This is a genomic window from Blastomonas natatoria, assembly GCF_003201955.1.
Classification (GTDB): Bacteria; Pseudomonadota; Alphaproteobacteria; order Sphingomonadales; family Sphingomonadaceae; genus Blastomonas; species Blastomonas natatoria.
The window spans coordinates 11,940-33,557 of sequence record NZ_QJJM01000004.1; the positions used below are offsets into that span (position 1 = coordinate 11,940).

A 21,618-nucleotide genomic window follows, 5' to 3' on the forward strand; every position below is an offset into this window, starting at 1 on the left:
AAGGAGCAATATCTTGCTCGTCGGTGACGGACGGCTTGGAGCATTTGCAGTTCTTGCCCGGGCGCGAGAACGAGGCCCGCTGGCGATAGCAGAACCGCGGCGGCTTTTTGCAGGCAGGCGCACGAGGCATAGAGAGCGGCGCCATCATGGGGCAGGGTCGGAATCTACGGATATTGCCGACCCACAGGCCTCTCTCCGACACAAAGCGCGCAGTTTTGCGACCGATCCGATGTTCTTCCCGCTTTGTCGGGTGCATCCCCGCCCGTGATGTGCTAGATTTCATATCTGATGCCGAACAGCAGTCCTCCTCAAGCAGGTGGCGACAGGCTCGTCGGGAAGGTCTTGCACGCCGGGAAGGCGGAACAATGCCCTCCATCGGCAGCGACCAAACTTGGTGGCAACGCCGCATCGTCGGTGCCAGTGGTGGCGATAGGCGCTTCGGCGGGCGGGCTTGATGCGATGACTCGGCTGCTCGATGCGATGCCGGCCCATACCGGCGCTGCCTTTCTGCTGGTCCAGCATCTTGATCCCCACCACACCAGCCAACTGGCCGAACTGCTTGCCACTCACACGCCGATGCGCGTGTGCGAGGCGGGCGAAGGCATGGCGATCGAGGCCGACGCCATCTATGTGTGCCCTCCCGGCCGGTTCATGGCGATCCGGTTCGGCGTGCTGCACCTTTCGCGTCCGCAGTCGGGCGATCACGCCCGGCTGCCGATCGACTATCTGGTCCATTCGCTGGCCGATGAATGCGGCCAGCGCAGCGTCTGCATCATTCTGACGGGAACCGGAGACGATGGCAGCGGCGCGTTGCCATCGCTGCATGAACGTGGCGGACACCTCATCGTGCAGGACCTGGAGGAAGCCGAATATGACGGGATGCCGCGCGCTGCGGTGATGACCGGCCTTGCCGATGCCGTGGTGCCGCTTGCCGGGATACCGAAAGCGCTGGCGGCAATCCTGCGGCGTATGGCCGGCGCCGCCTCAACCCTTGCGATGCCGCCGGATGGATACGGTACCGCGGACATCCGATCGATCATCGCGCTGCTGCTACAGAAGGTAGGACAGGACTTCAGCGCCTACAAACACGGCACGCTGGAGCGGCGTATCCACCGCCGGATGGGGCTGCGCGGCCTGCCGGCAGGTGCGCTGGCGCGGTATCATGAGGAACTGGCCCGCAATCAGGCAGAATGCGAAGCGCTGGCCGAGGACCTGCTGATCAACGTCACCAGCTTTTTTCGCGATCCCGCAGTCTTCGCGCTGCTGGAAAGCGAGGTGCTGCCCGACGTGCTCGCCAATCTCGCAGCCAATCAGGCGCTTCGCGTCTGGGTGGTGGGATGCAGCACCGGCGAGGAAGCCTACTCCCTGGCGATCATCATGCGCGATGTCATCCTCGCCGCGCAGCGCGATGTCAAGCTGCAGGTATTCGCGTCAGACGTCGATGCCCAGGCCATCGCAGTCGCGCGCGAAGGCCTCTATTCGCTGTCGATCAAGGACGAAGTTCCGGCGGATCGATTGGCACGATATTTTGTCGAGGAGGAAGGCGGCTACCGCGTTACCCCGGCCTTGCGCGGATCGGTTGTGTTTACTGTGCAGGACGTGCTGACCGACCCGCCGTTTTCGCGGATGGACATGGTCTCCTGCCGCAACCTGCTGATCTATCTGAAGCCTGACGCGCAGGCCAAGGTAATCGGCCTGTTCCATTTTGCCTTGCGCGAAAACGGCGTGCTGCTGCTTGGCATGGCCGAAACGCCGGGCAATGTTTCCGAACGGTTTGCAGTACTGCACAAGGCCGAGCGGATCTATCGCCACATCGCCCGGAGCAAGCCGGGGGAGCCGGGCTTTCCGCTCAGCTTTGCCCAGAGCATTCCCCGGCTGACCGCCGTCGAAAGCAAGGCGCAGGTGAACCGGCAAACGGCACTGGCCAATCTGTGCCGCGATGCTGTGCTGAAAAGCTATGCGCCGGCCAGCCTGCTGATCAATGCCCAGCATCAGTGCATCTATTCGGTTGGCCCTGTCAGCCGTTATCTGCGCCTTGCCTCCGGCCCGCCGAGCCTCGATCTGCTTGCGCTGGCGCCGGATGATTTGCGTGGCACCTTGCGTTTTGCGATTTCGCGCGCGGATCGCGAGCAACCGCTGGTCACCACCGGCCTGTGCGAGACCGCAGCAGAGGGCATGGCGGTATTCTTCACTATCACAGTCCGCTTCATCGAGAGCGATGGCGAGCCGCTGCATCTGGTCAGCTTCATCGAACAGGCGTCGCAGGTCGGGGTCACCGACCCTGCCCCACAGCATGACAGTCAAGCGCCCTTGCGCGAGCTCGAACGGCAGCTCGAAAGTGCTCATGCCGATCTGCTGGCTGCGATACAGAGCCGCGATGCGCTGGTCCTCGAACAAAAGGCGATCAATGACGAAGCGCTTTCGGTCAACGAGGAGTTTCAGTCCACCAATGAAGAGCTGCTGACCTCGAAGGAGGAGCTGCAATCGCTGAACGAAGAGCTGATCGCGCTCAACAGCCAGCTGCAGGAAACGCTCGACCGGCAACGGATCGCTTCGGACGATTTGCAGAACATCCTCTACAGCACCAATGTCGCCACGCTGTTCCTCGATCTAAAGCTGCGCATCCGGTTCTTCACGCCGGCCACCAAGACCTTCTTCAGCGTCATTCCCGGCGATATCGGCCGCCCGCTGGCAGACCTGCAATCGCTGGCTGATGACGATGATTTGCTGGTCGATGCCCGAGTCGTACTGCTCCAGAGCACGACGATAGAGCGCGAAATCAGTGGTCCGGGCGGGACATGGTTCGTGCGCCGTATCTTTCCCTATCGCACCCATGATGGCCGGGTGGAGGGGGTGGTCATCACTTTCATCGATATCACCGAGCGTCGGCGGACGGCAGCGGCGCTGGACGAGGCGCGGCGGGCAGCCGAACAATCCAACCGCGGCAAATCGCGGTTTCTGGCGGTCGCAAGCCATGACCTGCGCCAGCCGCTGCAATCGCTGGCTTTGATCCAAGAGATGCTGCGACAAAGCGTCACTGATCCCAAGGCGCAGGAACAGATCGCGCGGTTTGGTTTGCTGCTCGATGCGATGGCCGGCATGCTGAACTGCCTGCTCGACATCAACCAGATCGAATCCGGTGTGCTTGAAGTTAGCACGGTGCCCTTCACCCTTGCCGACCTTTTCGATCGATTGCGTAATGAGTTTACGCCTCTGACCGAAGCGCAGGGCCTTGCCCTGGCTGTCGTGCCCAGCAGCGCCACCGTACTGAGCGATGCGCGTCTGCTCGAAGCGATGCTGCGCAATCTTCTCGCCAATGCCATCAAGTATACACCGCCCGGCGGGCGCATTCTTTTAGGGTGCCGTCATCCCGGGGCGATGCTGCGGATCGAGGTCTGGGATAGCGGGATCGGGATCAAGCAAGACCAGCTTGGACCGATCTTTGACGAGTTCTATCAGATCGATAACCCTGGATCGTCACGCGAACGCGGCTTCGGACTGGGATTGACCATCGTGCGGGAAATCGGCCTGCTGCTGGGTCATCCTGTCACGGTGCGATCACGCCCAGACAAGGGCTCGGTGTTTGCCGTGACCGTTCCGTCAGCCCCGTCCGGCGATTATACGGAACAGCTCGCGCCAAGGCTTGTGCCGACCGGCCCGACAAGCGGATGCACCATCGCGCTGGTTGAGGATGATCCGGGTGTGCGCGAGGCGCTGGAAGCGCTGCTGACCGAGGCCGGGCATACCGTGATCTGTGCAAGAGACGGCCCATCGGCACTGGCGCTGGCAAGCGAGGGTGCAATCCTCCCCGATCTGGTGCTGACCGACTATAACCTGCCTCGCGGCATGAACGGCGTGGTTGTGCTGGCCAACCTGCGGGAAGTGCTGAAGCGGCATATTCCCGGAATTGTGCTGACCGGCGATATCTCGAAGGATGCCTTGACCGAAATCGAGCTGGCCGACTGCCTGCTGCTGAGCAAGCCGGTGACCGCCGCCAGACTGCACGCGGCAATCCGCAAGGTGACGCCCGCAAAGGGCACCGATCATGGCTCCAGCGCGCCGCATCCGACGCGGCTGATCTGCATCCTCGAAGACAACCCGGACATGCGCAAGGCGATGTTGAGCGTTTTGGGGTATGAAAATTGGCAGGTTACCACCTATCCCAGCGCAGAGGCCTTTCTGACCGCTGAAAGCAAGGGTGCTGACCGGTGCCTGATCATTGACACCAACCTTCCTGGCATGAGCGGCATCGCCCTCATAGAGATGCTGCGCGCGCGGGGTGACCGCCTGCCCGCCGTGCTGATCACCGGCACCGGCGACATAGCGATGGCGGTGCAGGCGATGCGTTCAGGTGCGAGCGATTTCATCGAGCGGCCTGTCAGCCGGAGAGACCTGATCGATTCTATCAAACGGGCGGTCTCCGGTACCAAGGCCGGGCGCGGGCTGGACGCTGCCGAGGAGGCGATCGCTCGGAAAATGGCCACTCTTACTGCTCGGCAAAAGGTCGTTCTGACTATGGTCATGGCCGGGGAGCCGAGCAAGAACATCGCCGCCGATCTTGCGATATCTCAGCGCACCGTTGAAAGTCACCGCGCGCAGATCATGCAAAAGCTGGGCGTGCGCACGATCCCGGATCTGGTCCGCGCCGTGCTTTCCGCCGGGACTGCCTGACACCTCACTCTGCGTAGATTCCGAGTCTGATCAATCAGCTGAAATACGTCCATTCCTTCCCTGCGACCCGGACTAGGGCGTCCGGATTGAACGTCAGCCCCTGATCGCCGTCTGGACGCCCGCTCTTTTTGAAAGGTAAGCCGTGTTCAAATTGGCTCTTGTGATTGTTGCGGCCGGATTGCTGTCGGGCTGCATCACGGCCCCGCAGAATCGCGATTATCGCTCCGACTGGTCACGCTACGACTACGATCGGCCCGATCCTGCTTATGGCAATTACTATGCCGACCGTTATCACCGCGACGACAACCGACGCTATCGCGAACGCCAGCTCAAGCGCGAAGAACGCGTCTATCGCGGTCAGGACGGGCGCTATTACTGCCGCCGTTCCGATGGGACGACTGGTCTGATTGTCGGCGCGGTGGCTGGCGGCGCGCTTGGCAATGTCATTGCGCCGGGCGGCTCGGAACTGGTCGGCACGATACTCGGCGCCATTGGCGGCAGTGTGGCTGGCCGAGCGATCGACCGCAATCGGGAAGTACGGTGTCGATAGGCTGACGAGTGCCGGCAGCAGCGGGAAAAACGGAGGCGGGCAATGCCCTACAAAGTCATCGCGATCCCGTTGCTGTTTTGGTTGGCCGGGCTGGCCACCTCAGTCATGCTGGGCGGCTGGATCCACCTGCTGTTCATCATCTCGCTCTTCCTCTTCGTCGCAGAATTGATGGCAGATAAAACGGCGTGATGCGTTTCAAATCGGATTTAAGATACAATATTGAATCAAGGAATTAAGCATGACGCCGCTATTCAACGTTATAGTTACTCTTATAGTTGTTGGCATCATTCTTTATCTGATCAACAACTACATGCCAATTGACGGCACTATCAAGAGCATTCTTAACATTGTCGTGGTGATTGCGGTCATCCTATGGCTTCTGCGATCGTTCGGCATGCTCGGCTGACCAGCAAACACTGCCGCAGAACTGTTCTGCGATCATTCAAGGAGACGTATCATGGGTGAATTCAAGGACAAGGCCAGGGGCGCCGCTAACGAAGCCATCGGCAAGACCAAGGCTGCCGCCGGCCGTGCGACCGACAACCCCGAACTGGTCGCCAAGGGTATTGCACAGCAAGCCAAGGGCAAGGCGCAGAACATCTCTGGCACCGTCAAGGGCGCACTTGGCGACAAGATCTGATCTGTCTGCCTTCCCCCGTCGCAACCCGGCGGCTCAATCAAGGAACAACCTGATGTCCAACTCCACCACCGAAACCCTGTCCAGCCAGTTCCAGGACAGCGTCGATACCGCCGCTCATGCGCTGAAGGCTGCCGCTTCGAGCACGCAGGAATTCTCTGCAGAAGCGGGCGAAGTGCTCGCCACTGCAACCACCGAGATCTCAAAGTTGGCCGAAAGCCTGCGCACCCATGCGGTCGATGCTGCCAAGGACGCCGCGCAATTTGCCAAGCACGAGGTCGAAGCCCATCCGCTGGCATTACTCGCCGCTGCGCTGACAGCAGTTGTCGCCGTGATGGGGGTGGTCGCGATGGGCCGCAGTAGCAAACATGCCGCGGAATAAGGCGCGCGCCATCGGCTACACGCTTCACCCAACTTTTCGCGACAGGAGACTTTCATGTCCGAAACATCGCATGACATATCGACGCTGAATGAGCAGAGCGCGACGACCTTCGATAGCATCGATGGCTATACCGACGCGTCCAAGAGCTCGGACAATCCGCGCTTTGCCGCCCTGCTCACCGCGCGTTCGGTGGAACGCGAGGCCGCGATCAGAATGCTGCGGACCGAAGTGATCCGGCTGGGCGGCAGGCCGGATGACAGTGGCACCGTGCTGCGCGGTGCGCACAGGATGTTCATGAACCTCAAATCGGTCATCATCGGTCGAGGCCAATCCGCGATAATCGCCGAGGTCGAACAGGGCGAAGATCACATCAAGGCCAAGTTCGAAGACGCGATCGCCGACGGCGATCTCTCCCCGCAGGTGATGCATACGATCCGCGAATGCTATGTCTCGACCAAGCAGGGACATGACGAGATGCGCAACCTGAAGCTTTCAACGAACCTGACGCATCCGCCACGCGTGCGGGCGACGGGGTTGCCCCGGCACCGGTCCGCATAGCTTGGCCGGTATATTGCTGCGCTCGTGAAACAGGCACTATCGGGCGCAGTAATAGGTTTGCCGCCAACCGCACGCCGATGCCCGTTCGAGGAGACAGATCATGAACCGCGATGCCTCGAGAATCGCAGATATTGGACCGCAGCCCCAATCGTTCGATATTGAACGCGCGACGAATGCGAACCTGGATTACCGGTCAGTTGCTTGGAGCGGTCGATACCTGCAGGTCACGCTGATGGCAATCCCGGTCAGGGGCGACATTGGCCTGGAGGCGCACCCCGAGACCGATCAGTTCATCCGGCTTGAGGCAGGCAAGGGCCGGGTGCGGATGGGCACATCGGCGGATTGTTTGACGTTCGACAGCGAAGTGTCCGATGGCTGGTGCGTCATCGTGCCAGCGGGAACGTGGCACAACATTGCCAACACCGGCACCGTCCCGATGCAGCTCTACACGATCTACGCGCCTGCCCATCACAAGCCCGCAAAGGTGCAAGCTACGCAGGCCTTGGCGGCAAGCGATGATGATGACCGGCCCGCAGACTGGTCAGTCCAGCCCCATCAGGAAGCCGACAAGCACGGCTGACCACCATGTCCTCCGAGCGCAGCAATGTGTGCAAAAGACGATATCCCAACCGGCGTCGTTGGTTTGAAAACTCTCGCCACTTTTCCCGCAGAGCGGCATCATTGTCCCCGACGGATGGGTCGTGTACGCTTTTGCGGTCGGCTTCGATGATACGGCAAGCCCACCGTTCGCTCATCCAATTGTGCGGTAGGTCCGACAGCACCCGCGCAAAGGGCGGAACCGCGCGGCGCTGCACGCCCGGATGGACCCGCGCGATGCTGCAGGCGAAGGGTCAGGCCGAACGCTATGCCAAGGCGCTGCCGATCGATCACGGCCGGCCGCCGATCCTGCTGATCGCCGATATCGGCTATTGCATCGACGTGCACGCCGACTTTACCGGCACCGGCAAAGCCTATGCCAAGTTCCCCGACCGGGCGTTGGACCGCAGGATTCTGGACGACCTGCACGACGATAAGGTGCGCGAGCGGCGTTCAGTTCCGCGTTTTGAACTCGGCAGCAGGGCGCGCGGTCGTGCCCGTTTCGGGGGTGAATACCGCAGTGAATTCAGCAGGATTTCCGAAAAAGCACATCCAGGGATCGTCCGCCCGATCGTGCCTTCTGATCGCTCCGGAGTTGATGCCTAAAGCGGATCACTGCTTTGCAGGCGACCGTTATTCGGTGAATTCTTGACGAAATACCACTTCTCATTGGCTCAGGATGAGCATGAAAGCGGACAAGCTGGACGCAATGTGTCGGCATTGGACAAGATCAGTTTCATCAATCGGAAATCGATCCGGATTGCCTCTGCCTCAAATCAGACCGCGTGCCTCGTCGGCCAGCGGCGAAGGAGCATCCTCACCCGTGTCATTGGCCAGCGCGGCAAAGGCGCTGTCCTGCGACAGGAACACCTTGCCGGAAAGATGTTCGAGCAGATGGCTCCGCTTCAGCCGGTCCATTACGGGACCCTTCACTTCCGAAAGGTGCAGCCGGATTTCGCCATCGGCAAGGCGGTGGTTGATCGCTTCAAGGCTTTCGAGGCCAGAGGCGTCGATCGCGTTGACCGCGCTCGCCATCAGCACCACGTGCCGCAGGGCGGGCCGCTCGGCCACCTGCTCAAGCACATATTCTTCCAGCCAGCGGGCGTTGAGATAGGTCAGGCTTTCATCGACGCGTATGGTCAGCAGGTGCGGCAGGGTGAGCACCTTGTGGCGCTCCACATTCCGGAAATGCTCGGTGCCCGGCACTCGCCCTACAATCGCGGCGTGAGGACGGCTTGCGCGCCACAGATAGAGGAGCAGGCCAACGCCGACGCCCGCGATCACGCCCATCTCCACTCCGGCCAGCAGCGTGACCGCAATGGTGGCGGCATGGGCTGCGAAATCTGCCCTGGAATAGGCCCAGAGATGACGCGGGGTCCTGAAGTCGACGAGGCTCAGCACCGCGACGATGATCGTCGCGGCGAGGGTCGCATGGGGCAGATTGTAGAGCAGCGGCGTCAGGAACAGGCTGGCAAGCGCGATGCCGACGGCGGTAAAGGCCCCCGCTGCCGGGGTCTGCGCGCCCGCATCGAAATTGACCACCGATCGTGCAAAGCCACCTGTCACCGGATAGCCGCCCGACAATGCGCTGGCGATGTTCGAAGCCCCCAGCCCGACCAGTTCCTGATCCGGCACGATCCGCTGGCGCCGCTTGGCAGCGAGCGTCTGCGCAACCGAGACACTCTCGACAAAGCCGATCACCGAAATCAGCAGCGCGGGCACCCATAGCGACTCGATCAGGCCAAGGTCGGTCGACGGCAGCATGAAAGGCGGCAGGCCCTGCGGAATCGCGCCGACGATCGAGACGCCGCGCGCCTCCAGACCGAAGCCCATGACCGCCAGGATCGACAGAGCCACCGCCACCACCGGTCCGGCCTTGGCGGTCATGTCAGCTGCGCGAGGGGAAAGACCCAGGCCTTGCAGGGCAGGTTTCAGGCCCTTTCTCACCCAGAACAGGAACAAGGTCGCGGGGATGCCGATGGCCAGCGTCGCCAGGTTGATATTTCCCAGCTGGCTCACGAGACCGGCCAGCATCTGCGGCCATGTCTCCCCGCCTGCCTTGACGCCGAGAATGTGCTTCAGCTGGCTGGTGGCGATCAGCACGCCGCTCGCGGATATGAACCCGCTGATCACCGGATGCGAGAGCAGGTTGGCGAGGAAGCCCAGTCGCAGCAGGCCCAGCACCACCAGCATCGCACCCGAAAGCGCGGCGAGCGTGATCGCCGCCTCCCAATAGGCCGCCGTCCCCGGCACCGCCACTGCGCCCGCCGCGCTCGCGGTCATCAGCGAGACCACCGCCACCGGGCCGACGGCCAATGTCCGGCTGGTCCCGAACACGGCATAGGCGAACAGTGGCAGGATCGAGGCGTAAAGGCCGACGACCGGCGGCAGCCCCGCGAGCATCGCATAGGCAAGGCTTTGCGGGATCAGCATGATCGTCACGATCACCGCCGCCAGCAGATCGCTGGTCAGCGCAGGACGATCATATTGCCGGCCCCATTCGAGGATGGGGAAGAAGCGCGCGAGCATGACGGGACGCCTTTACTGAGCGATCAGGCCGCCGGGGCCGGCCAGCCATTCGCGGCCCTTGAGCATCCCGTTCCAGTAGATCCACGGTAGCAGATCGGCCTTGAGCATCCAGGACAGGCGCGCAGGCCGCGTGCCGTCTATCAGCCAGGTCGGAAAGCTGGGGGCGAGCTTGCCGCCATAGGCAAATTCGGCGAGCACGATCTTGCCGCGCTCGACCGTGAGCGGGCACGAGCCATAGCCATCGTAACCCGCTGTCGGGCCCTTCCGGTCGAGCTGTCTGAGGGCGTTCACCGCGACCACGGGCGCCTGCTTGCGGGCTGCCGCAGCCGTCTTGGCATTGGGCGTCGAACCGCCGTCGCCCAGGCCGAAGACATTGGGATAGCGCACGTGTTGCAGCGTATGCTGGTCGACATCGGTAAAGCCGCTCGCCGCTGCCAGCGAACTGTCCGCAAGAAACTGCGGGGCGACCTGCGGGGGAACGACATGGAGCATGTCGAAGCCGACCGTCTCCTCACCCTCGGCAGTCGTGAAGGTCGCCTGCCTGGCGGGACCATCCACCGCCACGAGATTGCTGCCAAGCTCCAGCTGGATGCCGTATTTGTGGACATATTCCATCAGCGCAGGAACATAGTCCGCCACCCCGAACAGGACCTGGCCCGCGTTGCGGAATTGCACCTCGATATCGCCCAGCACGCCCGTTCGCCGCCAGTGATCGCAGGCGAGATACATTGCCTTTTGCGGAGCACCTGCGCACTTGATCGGCATCGGCGGCTGAGAAAATATCGCCCGCCCGGCCCGCGTGGCCTGAACCAGCTCCCAGGTATAGGGGGCAAGATCGGAGCGATAGTTGGACGTCACCCCGTTCCGGCCCAGCGCGGCCTCGAGCCCTGCGATCTTCTCCCAGGCCAGGCGGATGCCGGGGGCGACGATCAGCACGTCGTAGGTCAGCGTGCTGCCGTCCGCGAGTGTTACCTGATTGGTGTCGGGCTGGAAGCTGGCACAGGCCTGTTTCACCCATGTCGTGCCCTTGGGCATGACGCTTGCCATCGGGCGCATGGTCGTGGCCACATCGAAAACGCCCCCGCCGACCATCGTCCATCCCGGCTGATAAGCATGGGTATCGGATGGTTCGACAATCGCGATGTCGAGGCCGGGTCGGCGCTTCAGCATCGAGGCTGCTGTCGCGATCCCGGCTGCGCCGCCGCCGATCACGACGACTGTGTGCTTGGTGTTGACCATGTCCTATCCCTCGCTGAGCGCGCAGCCCTAGCCGCTTGCTTCCATCCGCTCGGCGAGCGCCGAGAGGTCATATCCGGCCGCACCAGCACGGCTGAGCCGCTCGGCGACGGTCCGTCCGTGCACGTTCGCCAGTGCATCGAGCGTCGCGGCTCGGGTGCCTGTGCGGCAATAGGCCAGCACCCTGCCCTGCGTTCCGCGCCGGATCGCGCCAAAGGCCGCGATGGCAGCGGGCGGGAAGATGCCGCCGGTGACCGGAATGTGATGAAAGGCCATACCTGCAGCCTGCGCCGCATCGCGCATCGCATCGAGCGGCGGCTGACCCGGCTCCTCGCAATCCGGGCGCGTGCAGATGACGGCGACAAAGCCATGTCCGGCAAGAGCGGCAAGCTCCTGCGGCTGTATCTGCCCGGCAACAGCAAGGCCATCGTCGATCACTTTGAGTTCCATCACCCGTGCCCTTCCATCAGCCGGACCACCAGCATTCCGGCAAGCATCGCAGCGACGAAGATCGCTGCCGAGCCGGGTGCGATCGCGAGCGCCGCAAAGCCCGGCCCGGGGCACAGCCCGGCAATCCCCCAGCCAATCCCGAACAGCGCCGATCCTCCGACCAGGCGGGGGGTCAGGTCGTTGCGGTCGGGCAGCGAGAACCGTTCCGCAAAGACGGGGCGCTGCATCCGCCGCTGCATCATCCAGGCCAGCGCCATGACCAGCACTGCTCCGCCCATCACGAAGGCCAGCGTCGGGTCCCAATCGCCGAACAGATCAAGAAAGCCCCGCACCCGTGCCGGATCGGTCATGCCGCCGACAGTCAGCCCCGCGCCGAAAATCGTGCCAGCTGCGAGCGGAACGATGATACGGCGCATCATGGCAGCACTTCCAGCCCGAGCGCGTTCATCGCCGCGACGGTGGCAAAGCCGGTCGCCATGAAGGTTGCCACCGCGACGAGCGATCGTTGCGAGAGTCGGCTGATGCCGCACACCCCGTGTCCGCTGGTACAGCCCGAGCCGAGCCGCGTACCGATGCCAACGATAAGCCCCGCGATCATGAGCGTGCCAGGGGCGGCAAAGCTGGGCGTCGGCAGCTCGGTGACAACAACCGCTCCAAGCGGAAGGCCGATGACGAAGGCCCACGCACCTATACGCGGCATGGAGCTGTCCGCCAGCCCGAAGGCGCGGGCGGCGATACCGGACACCCCGGCGATCCGCCCGGCCCCCAGCAGCATGATCGCAGCCGCCAGCCCGATCATCACCCCGCCCGCAAGACCCGCGAGCGGGGCCGCATCAGGAAATCCCGGCAGGGTCATACGGCATTGACCGGGATCTTGAGGTAGGTGACGCCGTTATCGTCCGGCGGCGGAAAATGACCGGCGCGCATGTTCACCTGCACGCTCGGCAGGATCAGGCGCGGCATGTCGAGCGTCGCATCGCGTGCCTCGCGCATCTGCACGAACTCGTCCTCGGTGATGCCGTCATGGGCATGGATATTGCCCTCGCGCTCGGCTGCTACCGTGGTCTCCCACACATAGGTCGTGCGGCCCTTGGGCAGATAGTCGTGGCACATGAACAGCCGGGTTTCCGGCGGCAGCGAGAGGATGCGGCGCAGCGAACGGAACAGCTGGCGCGCATCACCGCCGGGAAAATCGGCGCGCGCCGTGCCGTAATCGGGCATGAACATCGTATCGCCCACAAACACCGCCTCACCCACGACATAGGCAATGTCGGCAGGGGTGTGGCCGGGGACGTGCATCACCGTGACCGGCAGACTGCCGATGGTGAACGTGTCGCCATCCCTGAACAACGCATCGAACTGAGACCCGTCGCGTTCGAAATCGGTACCGGCATTGAACAGCTTGCCGAACACGTTCTGCACCGTCGTGATATTGGCACCAATCGCGATCTTCCCGCCCAGCTTCTCCTGCAGATAGGGAGCAGCCGAGAAATGGTCGGCATGAGCATGGGTCTCGAGCAGCCATATCACTTTCAGATTATGCGAAGTGATATAGTCAATCACTCTGTCGGCAGACGCAGTGGCGGTGCGACCAGAATTGGGATCGAAATCGAGCACCGAGTCGACGACCGCCGCCTCCATGGTGGCCGGATCGTGGACCACATAGGTCACCGTAAAGGTTGCAGGGTCAAAAAAGCTCGCGATTTCGGGGCGCACCGCAGCATCAGAAGCAGCGCGTAAAACCTGTTCGGTCGCCGTATCAAGCACAGCATCAGTCCGGGTCATGGCATCTCTCCAAATCACTTTCATAAAATGAGTATATATATTGCAATCCTGATGTCAAGTGATATGAGGACGCGATGAACCAGCCCAACCCTTCCGCCCCCACGAATGCTCCCCCGTGCGCCGGTCTGCGTATCGGTGATCTTGCGCCCGATTTTGAAGCGCGCAGCACGATCGGCCCGGTCCGGCTTTCATCGTTCCGAGGACGCTGGCTGATCCTGTTCTCGCATCCGGCGGACTTCACTCCGGTATGCACGACGGAATTCATCGCCCTTGCCCGCGAGGCCGCCGCTTTCGACGCGCGCGATTGCGCGCTGATGGCGCTCTCCGTCGACAGCCTGTTCTCGCACTTTGCCTGGCTGCGAATGATCCGCGACCGCTTCGGGGTGGAGGTGCGCTTTCCGATCCTCGAAGACCCGACGCTGGTGATCGGCCGCGCATTCGGCATGGTGTCTGCGCAGGACAGCGACAGCGCGACGGTGCGCACGACATTCTTCATCGATCCCAAGGGCGTGATCCGGGCGATGACATGCTATCCGGCCAATCTCGGCCGCTCGATTCCCGAGATGCTGCGCATCATCGACGGCCTTCAGGCGATCGATGCGCGGGGCGGCCTTGCGCCGGCCAACTGGCAGCCTGGCGAGGCGCTGCTGTGTCCGCCAACCCATGATCTGGACGCTGTCTTCAAGTCCGAGGACGCTGTCGGCTGGTTCCTGCGCGATAGCGGAGATCAGGGCTGATGAGCGACGACGATCTGATCGAAACGCTCAAGGCGCTGGCCCATCCCGTGCGCTGGCGCGTTCTGTGCGCCCTCGCCACCGGCGAGCGCAATGTTGGCGAGATCGAAGCGGCAACCGGGATCGGTCAGCCCGGGCTTTCGCAGCAGCTTGGCGTGTTGCGCAAGGCGGGCCTGGTGACCACTCGCAAGGAAGCCAAGCTGGTCTTCTATGCCATTGCCGACAATCCGGTCGAAGGCGCGCTCGCCCGGATCGCCGCGTTGAGCGGTGACGCGCGTACCCCTGCCCCGCAGTCCGCCGTCATGGAAACACCGGCGCCTGGCGTCGCGAATTTCGCAAGAATGTTCTGACTTCCCGGCCGATCGGCTTCAGCGCAGCATGCGTGCCGCCACAAGTCCTTCATGTCAGCGGGTCCCGCCCCGTGCCTAAAAAGTCCGTGGCCCTGGTGCGAGCAGCCCGCACGAGTTCGCCTGATGCCGCCGATCTGCGGCGCTGATCCAGCCGGTCGGAAAAGGCCCGCAGGAACTCTCGGGGCGCGCGCTCGTAACCCTGTTGCCTGTGCCGGCATCAAGGATTGTGAGACGCGTGAGACAGCTACATCAGGATTACTGGAATTTCCGCGGCTCGTTCAAGATTGCCAGGATCGTCGACATTGGTACGCACATGTCGCTCGTACGGCGCGGCAACGGCCGCTTTCTCGCGCTCGACAGCTATGAACTCGACGATGACGATCGCGCCCGGTTGCTTGAACTGACCGATAATGGCCGCCTTGTCGATGCCATCCTCAATGTCCACCCGTTTCACACGCTGCACTGCCCGGCGCTTGCCGACACTCTGCCCGGCGTTCGTCTGATCGGCACACGTCGGCATCTGGCGCAGCTTCCCGGGTTGAACTGGGATGAGCGTGTAATCGAGGATGCTTCAACCCAGGCGGAGTTTGCCGACGACCTGTCCTTTTCGATACCCGCGGGCGTCGATTTCATCAGCGACGACGAGAAGGTGCATGTCGCCTCGGTCCTGGTGCGCCACCGCGCGAGCGGGATCGTGCATGTCGATGATACCATCAACGTGCTGGCGCCGCCGGAGCTCCTGTCGGCGATCCTGCCGGAGCAGAAGCTGCGCTTTCATCCGATGCTGGCCAAGGCTCTCGAGCAGCGCAGCGGCGCGGCGGACGACTATGCGCGCTGGGCAGAGAGCCTGTCACGGGAATGGTCCGATACACCCTTCGTCTGTGCCGCGCATTCCACCGTCCGCGAGCTGCCGCCCGGCGGCTGGCAGGCCGAGATTCTGGCGGCGCTCGACGATGTCGAGAGCACGCTAGCAAAGCACCGCGCGGCGCACGGCTGAAGCCGTCGCTATCCGCGCCTTTCACCCCCCTTTTCCATGGAGATTGCATTATGACTGACCGCAGCTTTGAAACCGTCAACCCGCTGACCGAAGAGACGATCCAGACCTACCACTATATGACCGACGAGCAGGCCGAAGCGGTCGTCGTGAAGTGCCATCAGGCGTTCCAAGACTGGCGCATGCGCAGCCTCGACGAGCGCGCCGAGGTCATCGGTCGGATCGGTGAGGAACTGCGCGCCTCGAAGGACGAATTCGCGCAGTTGATGACGCAGGAAGTGGGCAAGCTGCTGCGCGACAGCCGCCAGGAGATCGATCTGGTGGCGGCGATCTGCGATTACACCGCCCAGAACGGCCCCCGGGCGCTGGCCGATGAGAAGCGGCAGACGCCGAATGGCGAGGGCTATGTCACCCATGCACCATTGGGTGTCATCTATGGCATCCAGCCCTGGAACTTCCCCGCCTATCAGGCCGTGCGCTACTCGATCTCCAGCCTCATGGCGGGCAATGGCGTGCTGCTCAAGCATGCGGAAAGCTGCACGGGAAGCGGCTTGTTCCTGCGCGACGTGTACGAACGCGCCGGGTTGCCCGAGGGCCTTTTCGGCGTTCTCCTGATCGATCACGACCAGTCCGATCGCATCATCGAGAACAGGCTGGTGCGTGGCGTGACGCTGACCGGGAGCGACAAGGCAGGCCGCACGGTGGGTGCCAAGGCTGCATCGGTCGCCAAGAAGACCGTGCTCGAACTGGGTTCCAACGACGCCTATATGGTGCTCGACGATGCCGACCTCGATCTTGCGATCGAAACCTGCGTGCAGGGTCGTATCTACAATAACGGCCAGACCTGCGTGAATGCCAAGCGCTTCATCGTGACCGATGCCAATTACGATGCCTTCGTGAAGGGCTATGTCGAGAAGTTCGAAGCGCTGAAGATGGGCGATCCCTCGGCCGAGGATACCGAGCTTGGCCCGCTGGTCACCAAGCGCCAGCGGGATCAGTTGCACGATCAGGTCGAGAAGAGTGTGGCCAAAGGTGCACGGGTGCTGACCGGCGGCGAGATTCCGGACCGCAAGGGATGGTTCTACCCGGCCACCGTGCTGGTCGATGTTCAGCCCGGCCAGCCTGCCTATGACGACGAGCTTTTCGGTCCTGCAGCATCGATCATTCGCGCGAAGGACGACGAGGATGCGATGCGCATTGCCAATGACAGCCGCTACGGCCTGGGGGGCGGCATTTTCTCGCGGGATATCGAACGCGCAAAGGATCTTGCGGCACGGCATTTCGATACGGGGATGGTGTTCATCAACAATTTCAACGTGGCCTCGCCCGACATGCCCTTTGGCGGCGTCAAGGACTCGGGCTATGGCCGCGAGCATGGCGACGAAGGCTTCAAGGAGTTCGTCAACGCCAAGGCGATTCTTGTCGCATGAGCCAGCCCCGCACATTTCAGTGCGATGTCGCGATCATCGGGGCCGGCACTGCCGGCCTCGCGGCCGAAAGGGCCGCACGCGGCAACGGTGCATCGACGCTGCTGATCGATCCGGATTTCAGCGGCACGACCTGCGCGACCGTGGGATGCATGCCTTCCAAGCTGCTGATTGCGGCCGCGAAGGCGCATCACGCGGTATCGCGCGCCGATCAGTTCGGCATCACCGTCGGCGAGGTCGGCCTTGACGATGCCGCCATCTTCGGCCGCGTTCGGGCAGAGCGTGACCGGTTCGTGGCGCTGACGCAGAAATCGATCGGCGAGATTCCCGAATCGGTCAGAATAAGGGCGCGCGCGAGATTATCCGGCCCTGGCAAGCTGGAACTGGATGACGGACGGCATGTCGAAGCCCGTGCCATCGTCATCGCCACTGGCTCTCGCCCCGCCATGCCCGACGCGCTTGCCGCGCTGGGCGATCGCGTTCTGACCAACGAGACCGTGTTCGAGCTGCAAAGGCTGCCCCGCCGCCTCGCGGTGATGGGATCGGGAGCGATCGGGCTGGAAATGGCCCAGGCCTTCGCCCGGCTGGGTGTGGAGGTTGCATTGTTCGACACGTCCCGCACCATGGCGAGCCTTCGCTGCCCGCGCGTGCACGCGGCGCTGCAGTCGATTATTGCGCGGGACGTCGATATCCATCTTGGGGTAGACGCCAGACCTGAGCCCTGCGGCGACGGGATACGGATGCATTGGACGGGCGCGAGCGACGGCGAGGCGACATTCGACCAGGTGCTGGTGGCAATTGGTCGTCCGCCGGCGCTCGACGGCCTTGGCCTCGACACGGCCGGGCTGGCACTCGATGACCGGGGCGTTCCATGCCATGACCGCAACACCATGCGTTGCGGCAACAGCAACGTGTTTCTGGCTGGCGATGTCGCTGGCGACCATCCGCTGCTCCACGAAGCCTCGCACGATGGCGCGATCGCGGGGCGCAATGCTGCCGCCTGTCCTGCACCGATCAAGGTCGATCGCCATGTGCCGTTCAGCATCATCTTCACCGACCCGCAGGTCGTGACCATCGGCCAATCGGAAGCAGACAGCGCCGTAAGCGGAACCGCCGATTTCGGAGACCAGGGCCGCGCACGCGTGGAAGCGCGCAACGAGGGCGCGCTCACGCTCTACGCCGCTGCGCCCGATGGCGTGCTGATCGGCGCGGATCTGGTGGCACCTGACGGCGAACATCTCGGCCATCTGCTGGCATGGGCGATCCAGCAGAAGATGACCGCGACCCAGGTGCTGCAAATGCCCTTCTATCATCCCACGATCGAGGAGGGCCTCAAGCAGGCCTTGCGCACCGTCTGCGCGGCCACCCCGATCAGCATTCCCGACGATCAGGACACAGGTTCGCCGCCCGGCGCCTGAACAGGTCGCCGCAAGCCGGAGCTGCGAGCAACCGCTTCAGCCGCGCCGCCGCCGATTGACGACCGGGTCTGCGCGCAGTCTGCTTGTGGCGTAATCGACAAAGCTGCGCACCTTGGCCGAGGCGCGGCGACCTTCAAGATGGACCAGATGCACCGGCAGGGGCTGACGCTCGAATGCCTCGAGCACCAGCCTTACCCGGCCGTAAGTGACCGACGGGCCGACCTGACAAAACAAGAGCCGGCTGACGCCCCCGCCCTGCTCGACGACATGCAGAAACGGCGGAATTGGTATCGCACGTCAGCGAGGGGTGGATCCGGACCGTCAGGCGATCGTCCTCGCCAAAGCGCCATTCCCGGCTGCTGAGCGCACTGGTCGCCACGATCAGCCGGTTGCTGCTACCTGACCTTGGCTGCGGTCGCTTCGATCTCGATCAGGAACTGCGGCCCGGCGAGCGCTGCGACCTGAACGGTCGAGCGGGCGACCAGATTGGGATTGGCCGCCGTGCCGAAAAACTCGCGATAGCCGGCATTGAACCCGGCAAAGTCCATCTTGCCGCCCAGCTTGGGGTCGCCGACGACGAAAACCGTCAGCTTGACGACATCGGACATCGCATAGCCCTGTTTGGCCAGCGCTGCCTCGATCTTCCGGAAAGTGCTGACCGTCTGCGTCTTCGTGTCGCCATAGGCCTCGATGCCTTCAGTTCTGGCGGGATCGATCGGGCTGGCGAGCTGGCCGCTCAGCATCAGAAGCTCCGCGCCCGGCGGAATGGTGACACCGCCCAGGATGATCGCGGGCGGCGGATTGGTGTGGCGCACGATCGTCTGCGCCTGGACCGGGGCAGCGGAGAGAATGGCGGCGAGCGCGGGTGCGGCAAGATATCGGATCAACACAAGTTCCTTTCGCGTGGACAAAGTTCGAGGTGTAAAGCCCGGAAGGCCAAGTCGCAGCATATCTGCCGCAACCGGACGGACATTTGCGGGGCCTGGCCGATCTTCATGCTGCAGCGGCTCGCACCCGCGGTTCGGCGAGCGCCCGCGCACGCATCTGGTCGACCAGCGCAGCGACGGTGGCATGCGCCGATTGCAGCGCCCCTTCCTGCCAGCCGGGCGTCTGGCTGAGCGCGGCGCTGGCGAAGAAGATGCGGCCATCGGGCTGGTTGAGCAGACGGAACGCTGGCGTATCCGTCATCGGATGCTCGCCGCGATTGCGCACGCCAGGGATCCAGTTGGGCCAGGGACCCAGGCTGTAGGGTATCTTGCGCCAGTTGACGACCAGCGGCGCGCTGCAATCGGCGCCATGGCCCGGATGGACGCTGTCGATCGCGGCGCGCGCCATGGCGATCTGTTCGGCCATCGGCCGCCTGGCGAAGGCCTTGCCGGGCTCGCCCGAACTGTAGCAACCGACGATCATGCCGCGATCCTCATGCAGACCCCAGGAAGGATACCAGATCAGGCTGGTCTCGCCACCGACAAAGGTCAGTCCGCCATAAATCTGGTCGCGTTCCCAGAAACGCGGTGCCTCGAATGCGACCTTGTTCGAATCCTCGTAAACCACGCTTGCGATGGCGCTGGCGACGGGCGCCGCAAAATTTGCCTCGATACCGGCGAGCACCGGAAATGGTATGGTGCACACGCAATAGTCGGCGCGCATGATCCGGGCCGCGCCGCTCGACTTGTCGATCCAGGCAATCTCGACCCCGGATTCCAGCTGGCGTATGCGCAGAACCTCTGCATCCAGCACCGCACGCTTCTTCAGATGGCGTTCGATGCCCAGCGAGATCTGGTCCATGCCGCCCACCGGCTGGAACATCGTCGCCTGCATGTAGAGATTGTCCTCGAAGCCCATCATCGCGAGCTGCTCATTGGCCAGCAGATCGGCGAGCGGCACCGGCGCGTTGGCGGTCTCGAAGCTCGAAACCCCCGCCCCCGGCCCGGTCCGGAACCCCGAGCGCGTCGTGCCCTTGAACGCATAATCGCCCTGCAGATCGCCATAGGCCTTGAGAAAGGGCAGCAGCTTGGCCTTTTCGTCCATGCTCAGCGCGCTGTCCAGCGCACCCTGGTTGACCGCCTTGGCCAGAAGTTCCGATACATGGCCGCGCATGTCGTTGATCGCGGTGCGCATCCGCAGCTTGTTGCCGTTCTTCGCGACCAGATAGGCCGATCGGCTGGAATTGACCTCCACCTCCAGCGGCACGCCAAAGCGCTTGGCATAGCCCAGAATGCCCTGATGGAAGCTTGGCAATCGCGCGGGGCCGGCGTTGAAATACAGCCCTTCGGAAAAATGCGCGATCTGGTCCTGCTCACCCTGCATCGCGATGCGGTCGCCATCGCGCACCGTCCAGGCCTTGCCGCCGACACGGCCGCGTGCCTCGATCACGGTGACGTCAAAACCGCGCTGTTCCAGTTCGAAAGCAGCTACCAGCCCTGCAATTCCCGCACCCAGTACCACCACCGAACGCCCCTGGCCGAGATCGCCAGGCATCTCCTCGAGCGACGCCGCCCGTGCGACCCCGAACCACCCCATCGATTGCATGGCACCGGCGACCGCCGTCAATCCGCCGACAGCGCCGATCCGGTGCAGCATGGTCCTGCGTGTTATCGTCATGAATGCCCCCATTCTTCCCAATGCAGGCCTTCAGTTCATCCGTCTCCCTGACCATCGCATGTTCCGGAGTTCGCGGAGAGAATTCGACCCATGGGTCAAAATCGACCGTCTCATCCGGCTGGCTGGCCTATTGTGCAACGCAGCGAAATTGAACGAGAAATCCGACGTGCCGCGCAACAAGATTACGCCTCACGCCTATAGAACAGCAGAAAAATCCAAACTTGGCTGGTCCGGAAATATGAACATTTTGCGGAAGATCGATCAAGAGATTCTTTCGCACCTGCAGCATGGGGATGCTCCCCTGCCGGATCGGGGGCTGAAATCGGGCAACTGCATCTCCTTTCGGAGGTCGAATTGCCCCCGCAGTGGCAGGCCGGGCATCTGGGCCCTTTCACCCCTTGCAGGGCGCCGGATGGTTGGCCAAGCGGGCCTCATGCCCGAACACGCGTGAACCACACTGGTCAGGCCATATCCGGCATTTCGCGGCTGCTGATACGAAAGAGGTTTTGCCGATTTGCCACATATGGGGCAGCCGTCCGCCTGCCGGCTCAGGCACCCAGCGCCGGGCATCAGCATCGCCTCCTGGATACCGTCACGACAAACTCGCCCGAGCCACCGGTCTGTTTCATCTATGGCATCCGGGATACCCCAGCCGAAACGATAAGGCAGATCGATAGTTTTGAATAGCACATATAA

23 protein-coding genes are annotated in these 21,618 nt (G+C 63.0%); 14 read left to right on the plus strand and 9 right to left on the minus strand.

Going from position 1 to position 21,618, the window contains the following annotated elements:
- Positions 1-288: 288 nt before the first annotated feature.
- From C7451_RS05760 to C7451_RS05790, 9 genes are all read left to right on the plus strand, one after another.
- The gene (locus tag C7451_RS05760) at positions 289-4,671 is read left to right on the plus strand and encodes a chemotaxis protein CheB (protein ID WP_110298031.1); all 4,383 of its coding nucleotides are present in this window, start codon (positions 289-291) and stop codon (positions 4,669-4,671) included.
- A gap of 142 nt (positions 4,672-4,813) precedes the next feature.
- Positions 4,814-5,221, plus strand: coding sequence for a glycine zipper 2TM domain-containing protein (locus tag C7451_RS05765; RefSeq protein WP_208625149.1), 408 nt, complete (start codon positions 4,814-4,816; stop codon positions 5,219-5,221).
- A gap of 42 nt (positions 5,222-5,263) precedes the next feature.
- Positions 5,264-5,410: a DUF5670 family protein gene (locus C7451_RS19915; RefSeq protein ID WP_167398435.1), complete on the plus strand. Its 147-nt coding sequence runs from the start codon at positions 5,264-5,266 to the stop codon at positions 5,408-5,410.
- Positions 5,411-5,459: 49 nt separating this feature from the next.
- Positions 5,460-5,627 carry a Thivi_2564 family membrane protein gene (locus tag C7451_RS19920; RefSeq protein ID WP_167398436.1) on the plus strand — a complete coding sequence of 56 codons (168 nt, stop codon included), beginning with the start codon at positions 5,460-5,462 and terminating at the stop codon, positions 5,625-5,627.
- A 51-nt stretch (positions 5,628-5,678) separates the two neighbouring features.
- The gene (locus tag C7451_RS05770; protein WP_110298032.1) at positions 5,679-5,861 is read left to right on the plus strand and encodes a CsbD family protein; all 183 of its coding nucleotides are present in this window, start codon (positions 5,679-5,681) and stop codon (positions 5,859-5,861) included.
- A 52-nt stretch (positions 5,862-5,913) separates the two neighbouring features.
- On the plus strand, positions 5,914-6,240 hold the full coding sequence (locus C7451_RS05775; RefSeq protein ID WP_110298033.1) for a hypothetical protein: 327 nt from the start codon (positions 5,914-5,916) through the stop codon (positions 6,238-6,240).
- A 54-nt stretch (positions 6,241-6,294) separates the two neighbouring features.
- Complete coding sequence (locus tag C7451_RS05780; RefSeq protein ID WP_110298034.1) at positions 6,295-6,798, plus strand: ferritin-like domain-containing protein; 504 nt, start codon at positions 6,295-6,297, stop codon at positions 6,796-6,798.
- 100 nt (positions 6,799-6,898) lie between these two features.
- Complete coding sequence (locus tag C7451_RS05785; RefSeq protein ID WP_110298035.1) at positions 6,899-7,378, plus strand: cupin domain-containing protein; 480 nt, start codon at positions 6,899-6,901, stop codon at positions 7,376-7,378.
- 254 nt (positions 7,379-7,632) lie between these two features.
- A complete protein-coding gene (locus C7451_RS05790) occupies positions 7,633-8,001 on the plus strand; it encodes a hypothetical protein (protein WP_110298036.1) in 369 nt (122 codons plus the stop codon).
- 165 nt (positions 8,002-8,166) lie between these two features.
- Here the strand turns inward: C7451_RS05790 and C7451_RS05795 are convergent, their stop codons facing one another.
- The 6 genes from C7451_RS05795 to C7451_RS05815 are packed head-to-tail and all read right to left on the minus strand — an operon-like array spanning position 8,167 to position 13,395.
- A complete protein-coding gene (locus tag C7451_RS05795) occupies positions 8,167-9,924 on the minus strand; it encodes a SulP family inorganic anion transporter (protein WP_110298037.1) in 1,758 nt (585 codons plus the stop codon).
- Positions 9,925-9,936: 12 nt separating this feature from the next.
- A complete protein-coding gene (locus C7451_RS05800) occupies positions 9,937-11,163 on the minus strand; it encodes an NAD(P)/FAD-dependent oxidoreductase (protein ID WP_244181640.1) in 1,227 nt (408 codons plus the stop codon).
- A 27-nt stretch (positions 11,164-11,190) separates the two neighbouring features.
- Positions 11,191-11,610 carry a protein tyrosine phosphatase family protein gene (locus C7451_RS20185; RefSeq protein WP_244181642.1) on the minus strand — a complete coding sequence of 140 codons (420 nt, stop codon included), beginning with the start codon at positions 11,608-11,610 and terminating at the stop codon, positions 11,191-11,193.
- Positions 11,610-12,029 (minus strand): DUF6691 family protein, encoded by a 420-nt coding sequence (locus C7451_RS05805; RefSeq protein WP_110298038.1) that lies wholly within the window; start codon positions 12,027-12,029, stop codon positions 11,610-11,612. Before C7451_RS05805 ends, C7451_RS20185 begins: the two co-directional genes overlap by 1 nt.
- Positions 12,026-12,466: a YeeE/YedE family protein gene (locus tag C7451_RS05810; protein WP_110298039.1), complete on the minus strand. Its 441-nt coding sequence runs from the start codon at positions 12,464-12,466 to the stop codon at positions 12,026-12,028. The genes C7451_RS05805 and C7451_RS05810 overlap by 4 nt, the downstream gene beginning before the upstream one ends.
- Entirely contained in the window at positions 12,463-13,395 is a 933-nt protein-coding gene (locus C7451_RS05815; protein WP_110298040.1) for an MBL fold metallo-hydrolase, read from the minus strand. Before C7451_RS05815 ends, C7451_RS05810 begins: the two co-directional genes overlap by 4 nt.
- Before the next feature lie 74 nt (positions 13,396-13,469).
- On the opposite strand from C7451_RS05815, the gene C7451_RS05820 reads away from it, so the two are divergent.
- The 5 genes from C7451_RS05820 (at position 13,470) to C7451_RS05840 (ending at position 18,318) form a co-directional block, all read left to right on the plus strand.
- A complete protein-coding gene (locus tag C7451_RS05820; RefSeq protein ID WP_110298041.1) occupies positions 13,470-14,132 on the plus strand; it encodes a peroxiredoxin in 663 nt (220 codons plus the stop codon).
- On the plus strand, positions 14,132-14,479 hold the full coding sequence (locus tag C7451_RS05825) for an ArsR/SmtB family transcription factor (RefSeq protein WP_110298042.1): 348 nt from the start codon (positions 14,132-14,134) through the stop codon (positions 14,477-14,479). Before C7451_RS05820 ends, C7451_RS05825 begins: the two co-directional genes overlap by 1 nt.
- 235 nt (positions 14,480-14,714) lie before the next feature.
- Positions 14,715-15,476: a hypothetical protein gene (locus C7451_RS05830; protein ID WP_110298043.1), complete on the plus strand. Its 762-nt coding sequence runs from the start codon at positions 14,715-14,717 to the stop codon at positions 15,474-15,476.
- A gap of 50 nt (positions 15,477-15,526) precedes the next feature.
- On the plus strand, positions 15,527-16,903 hold the full coding sequence (locus C7451_RS05835) for an NAD-dependent succinate-semialdehyde dehydrogenase (RefSeq protein WP_110298044.1): 1,377 nt from the start codon (positions 15,527-15,529) through the stop codon (positions 16,901-16,903).
- The gene (locus C7451_RS05840) at positions 16,900-18,318 is read left to right on the plus strand and encodes a dihydrolipoyl dehydrogenase (protein ID WP_110298045.1); all 1,419 of its coding nucleotides are present in this window, start codon (positions 16,900-16,902) and stop codon (positions 18,316-18,318) included. The genes C7451_RS05835 and C7451_RS05840 overlap by 4 nt, the downstream gene beginning before the upstream one ends.
- Before the next feature lie 36 nt (positions 18,319-18,354).
- On the opposite strand, the gene C7451_RS20460 is transcribed toward C7451_RS05840, so the two are convergent.
- The 3 genes from C7451_RS20460 to C7451_RS05855 form a co-directional block, all read right to left on the minus strand.
- Complete coding sequence (locus tag C7451_RS20460; protein WP_110298046.1) at positions 18,355-18,609, minus strand: LysR substrate-binding domain-containing protein; 255 nt, start codon at positions 18,607-18,609, stop codon at positions 18,355-18,357.
- A 104-nt stretch (positions 18,610-18,713) separates the two neighbouring features.
- Positions 18,714-19,205, minus strand: coding sequence for a RidA family protein (locus tag C7451_RS05850; RefSeq protein ID WP_110298250.1), 492 nt, complete (start codon positions 19,203-19,205; stop codon positions 18,714-18,716).
- 106 nt (positions 19,206-19,311) lie between these two features.
- On the minus strand, positions 19,312-20,922 hold the full coding sequence (locus C7451_RS05855) for a flavin monoamine oxidase family protein (protein WP_167398438.1): 1,611 nt from the start codon (positions 20,920-20,922) through the stop codon (positions 19,312-19,314).
- Positions 20,923-21,618 lie beyond the last annotated feature (696 nt).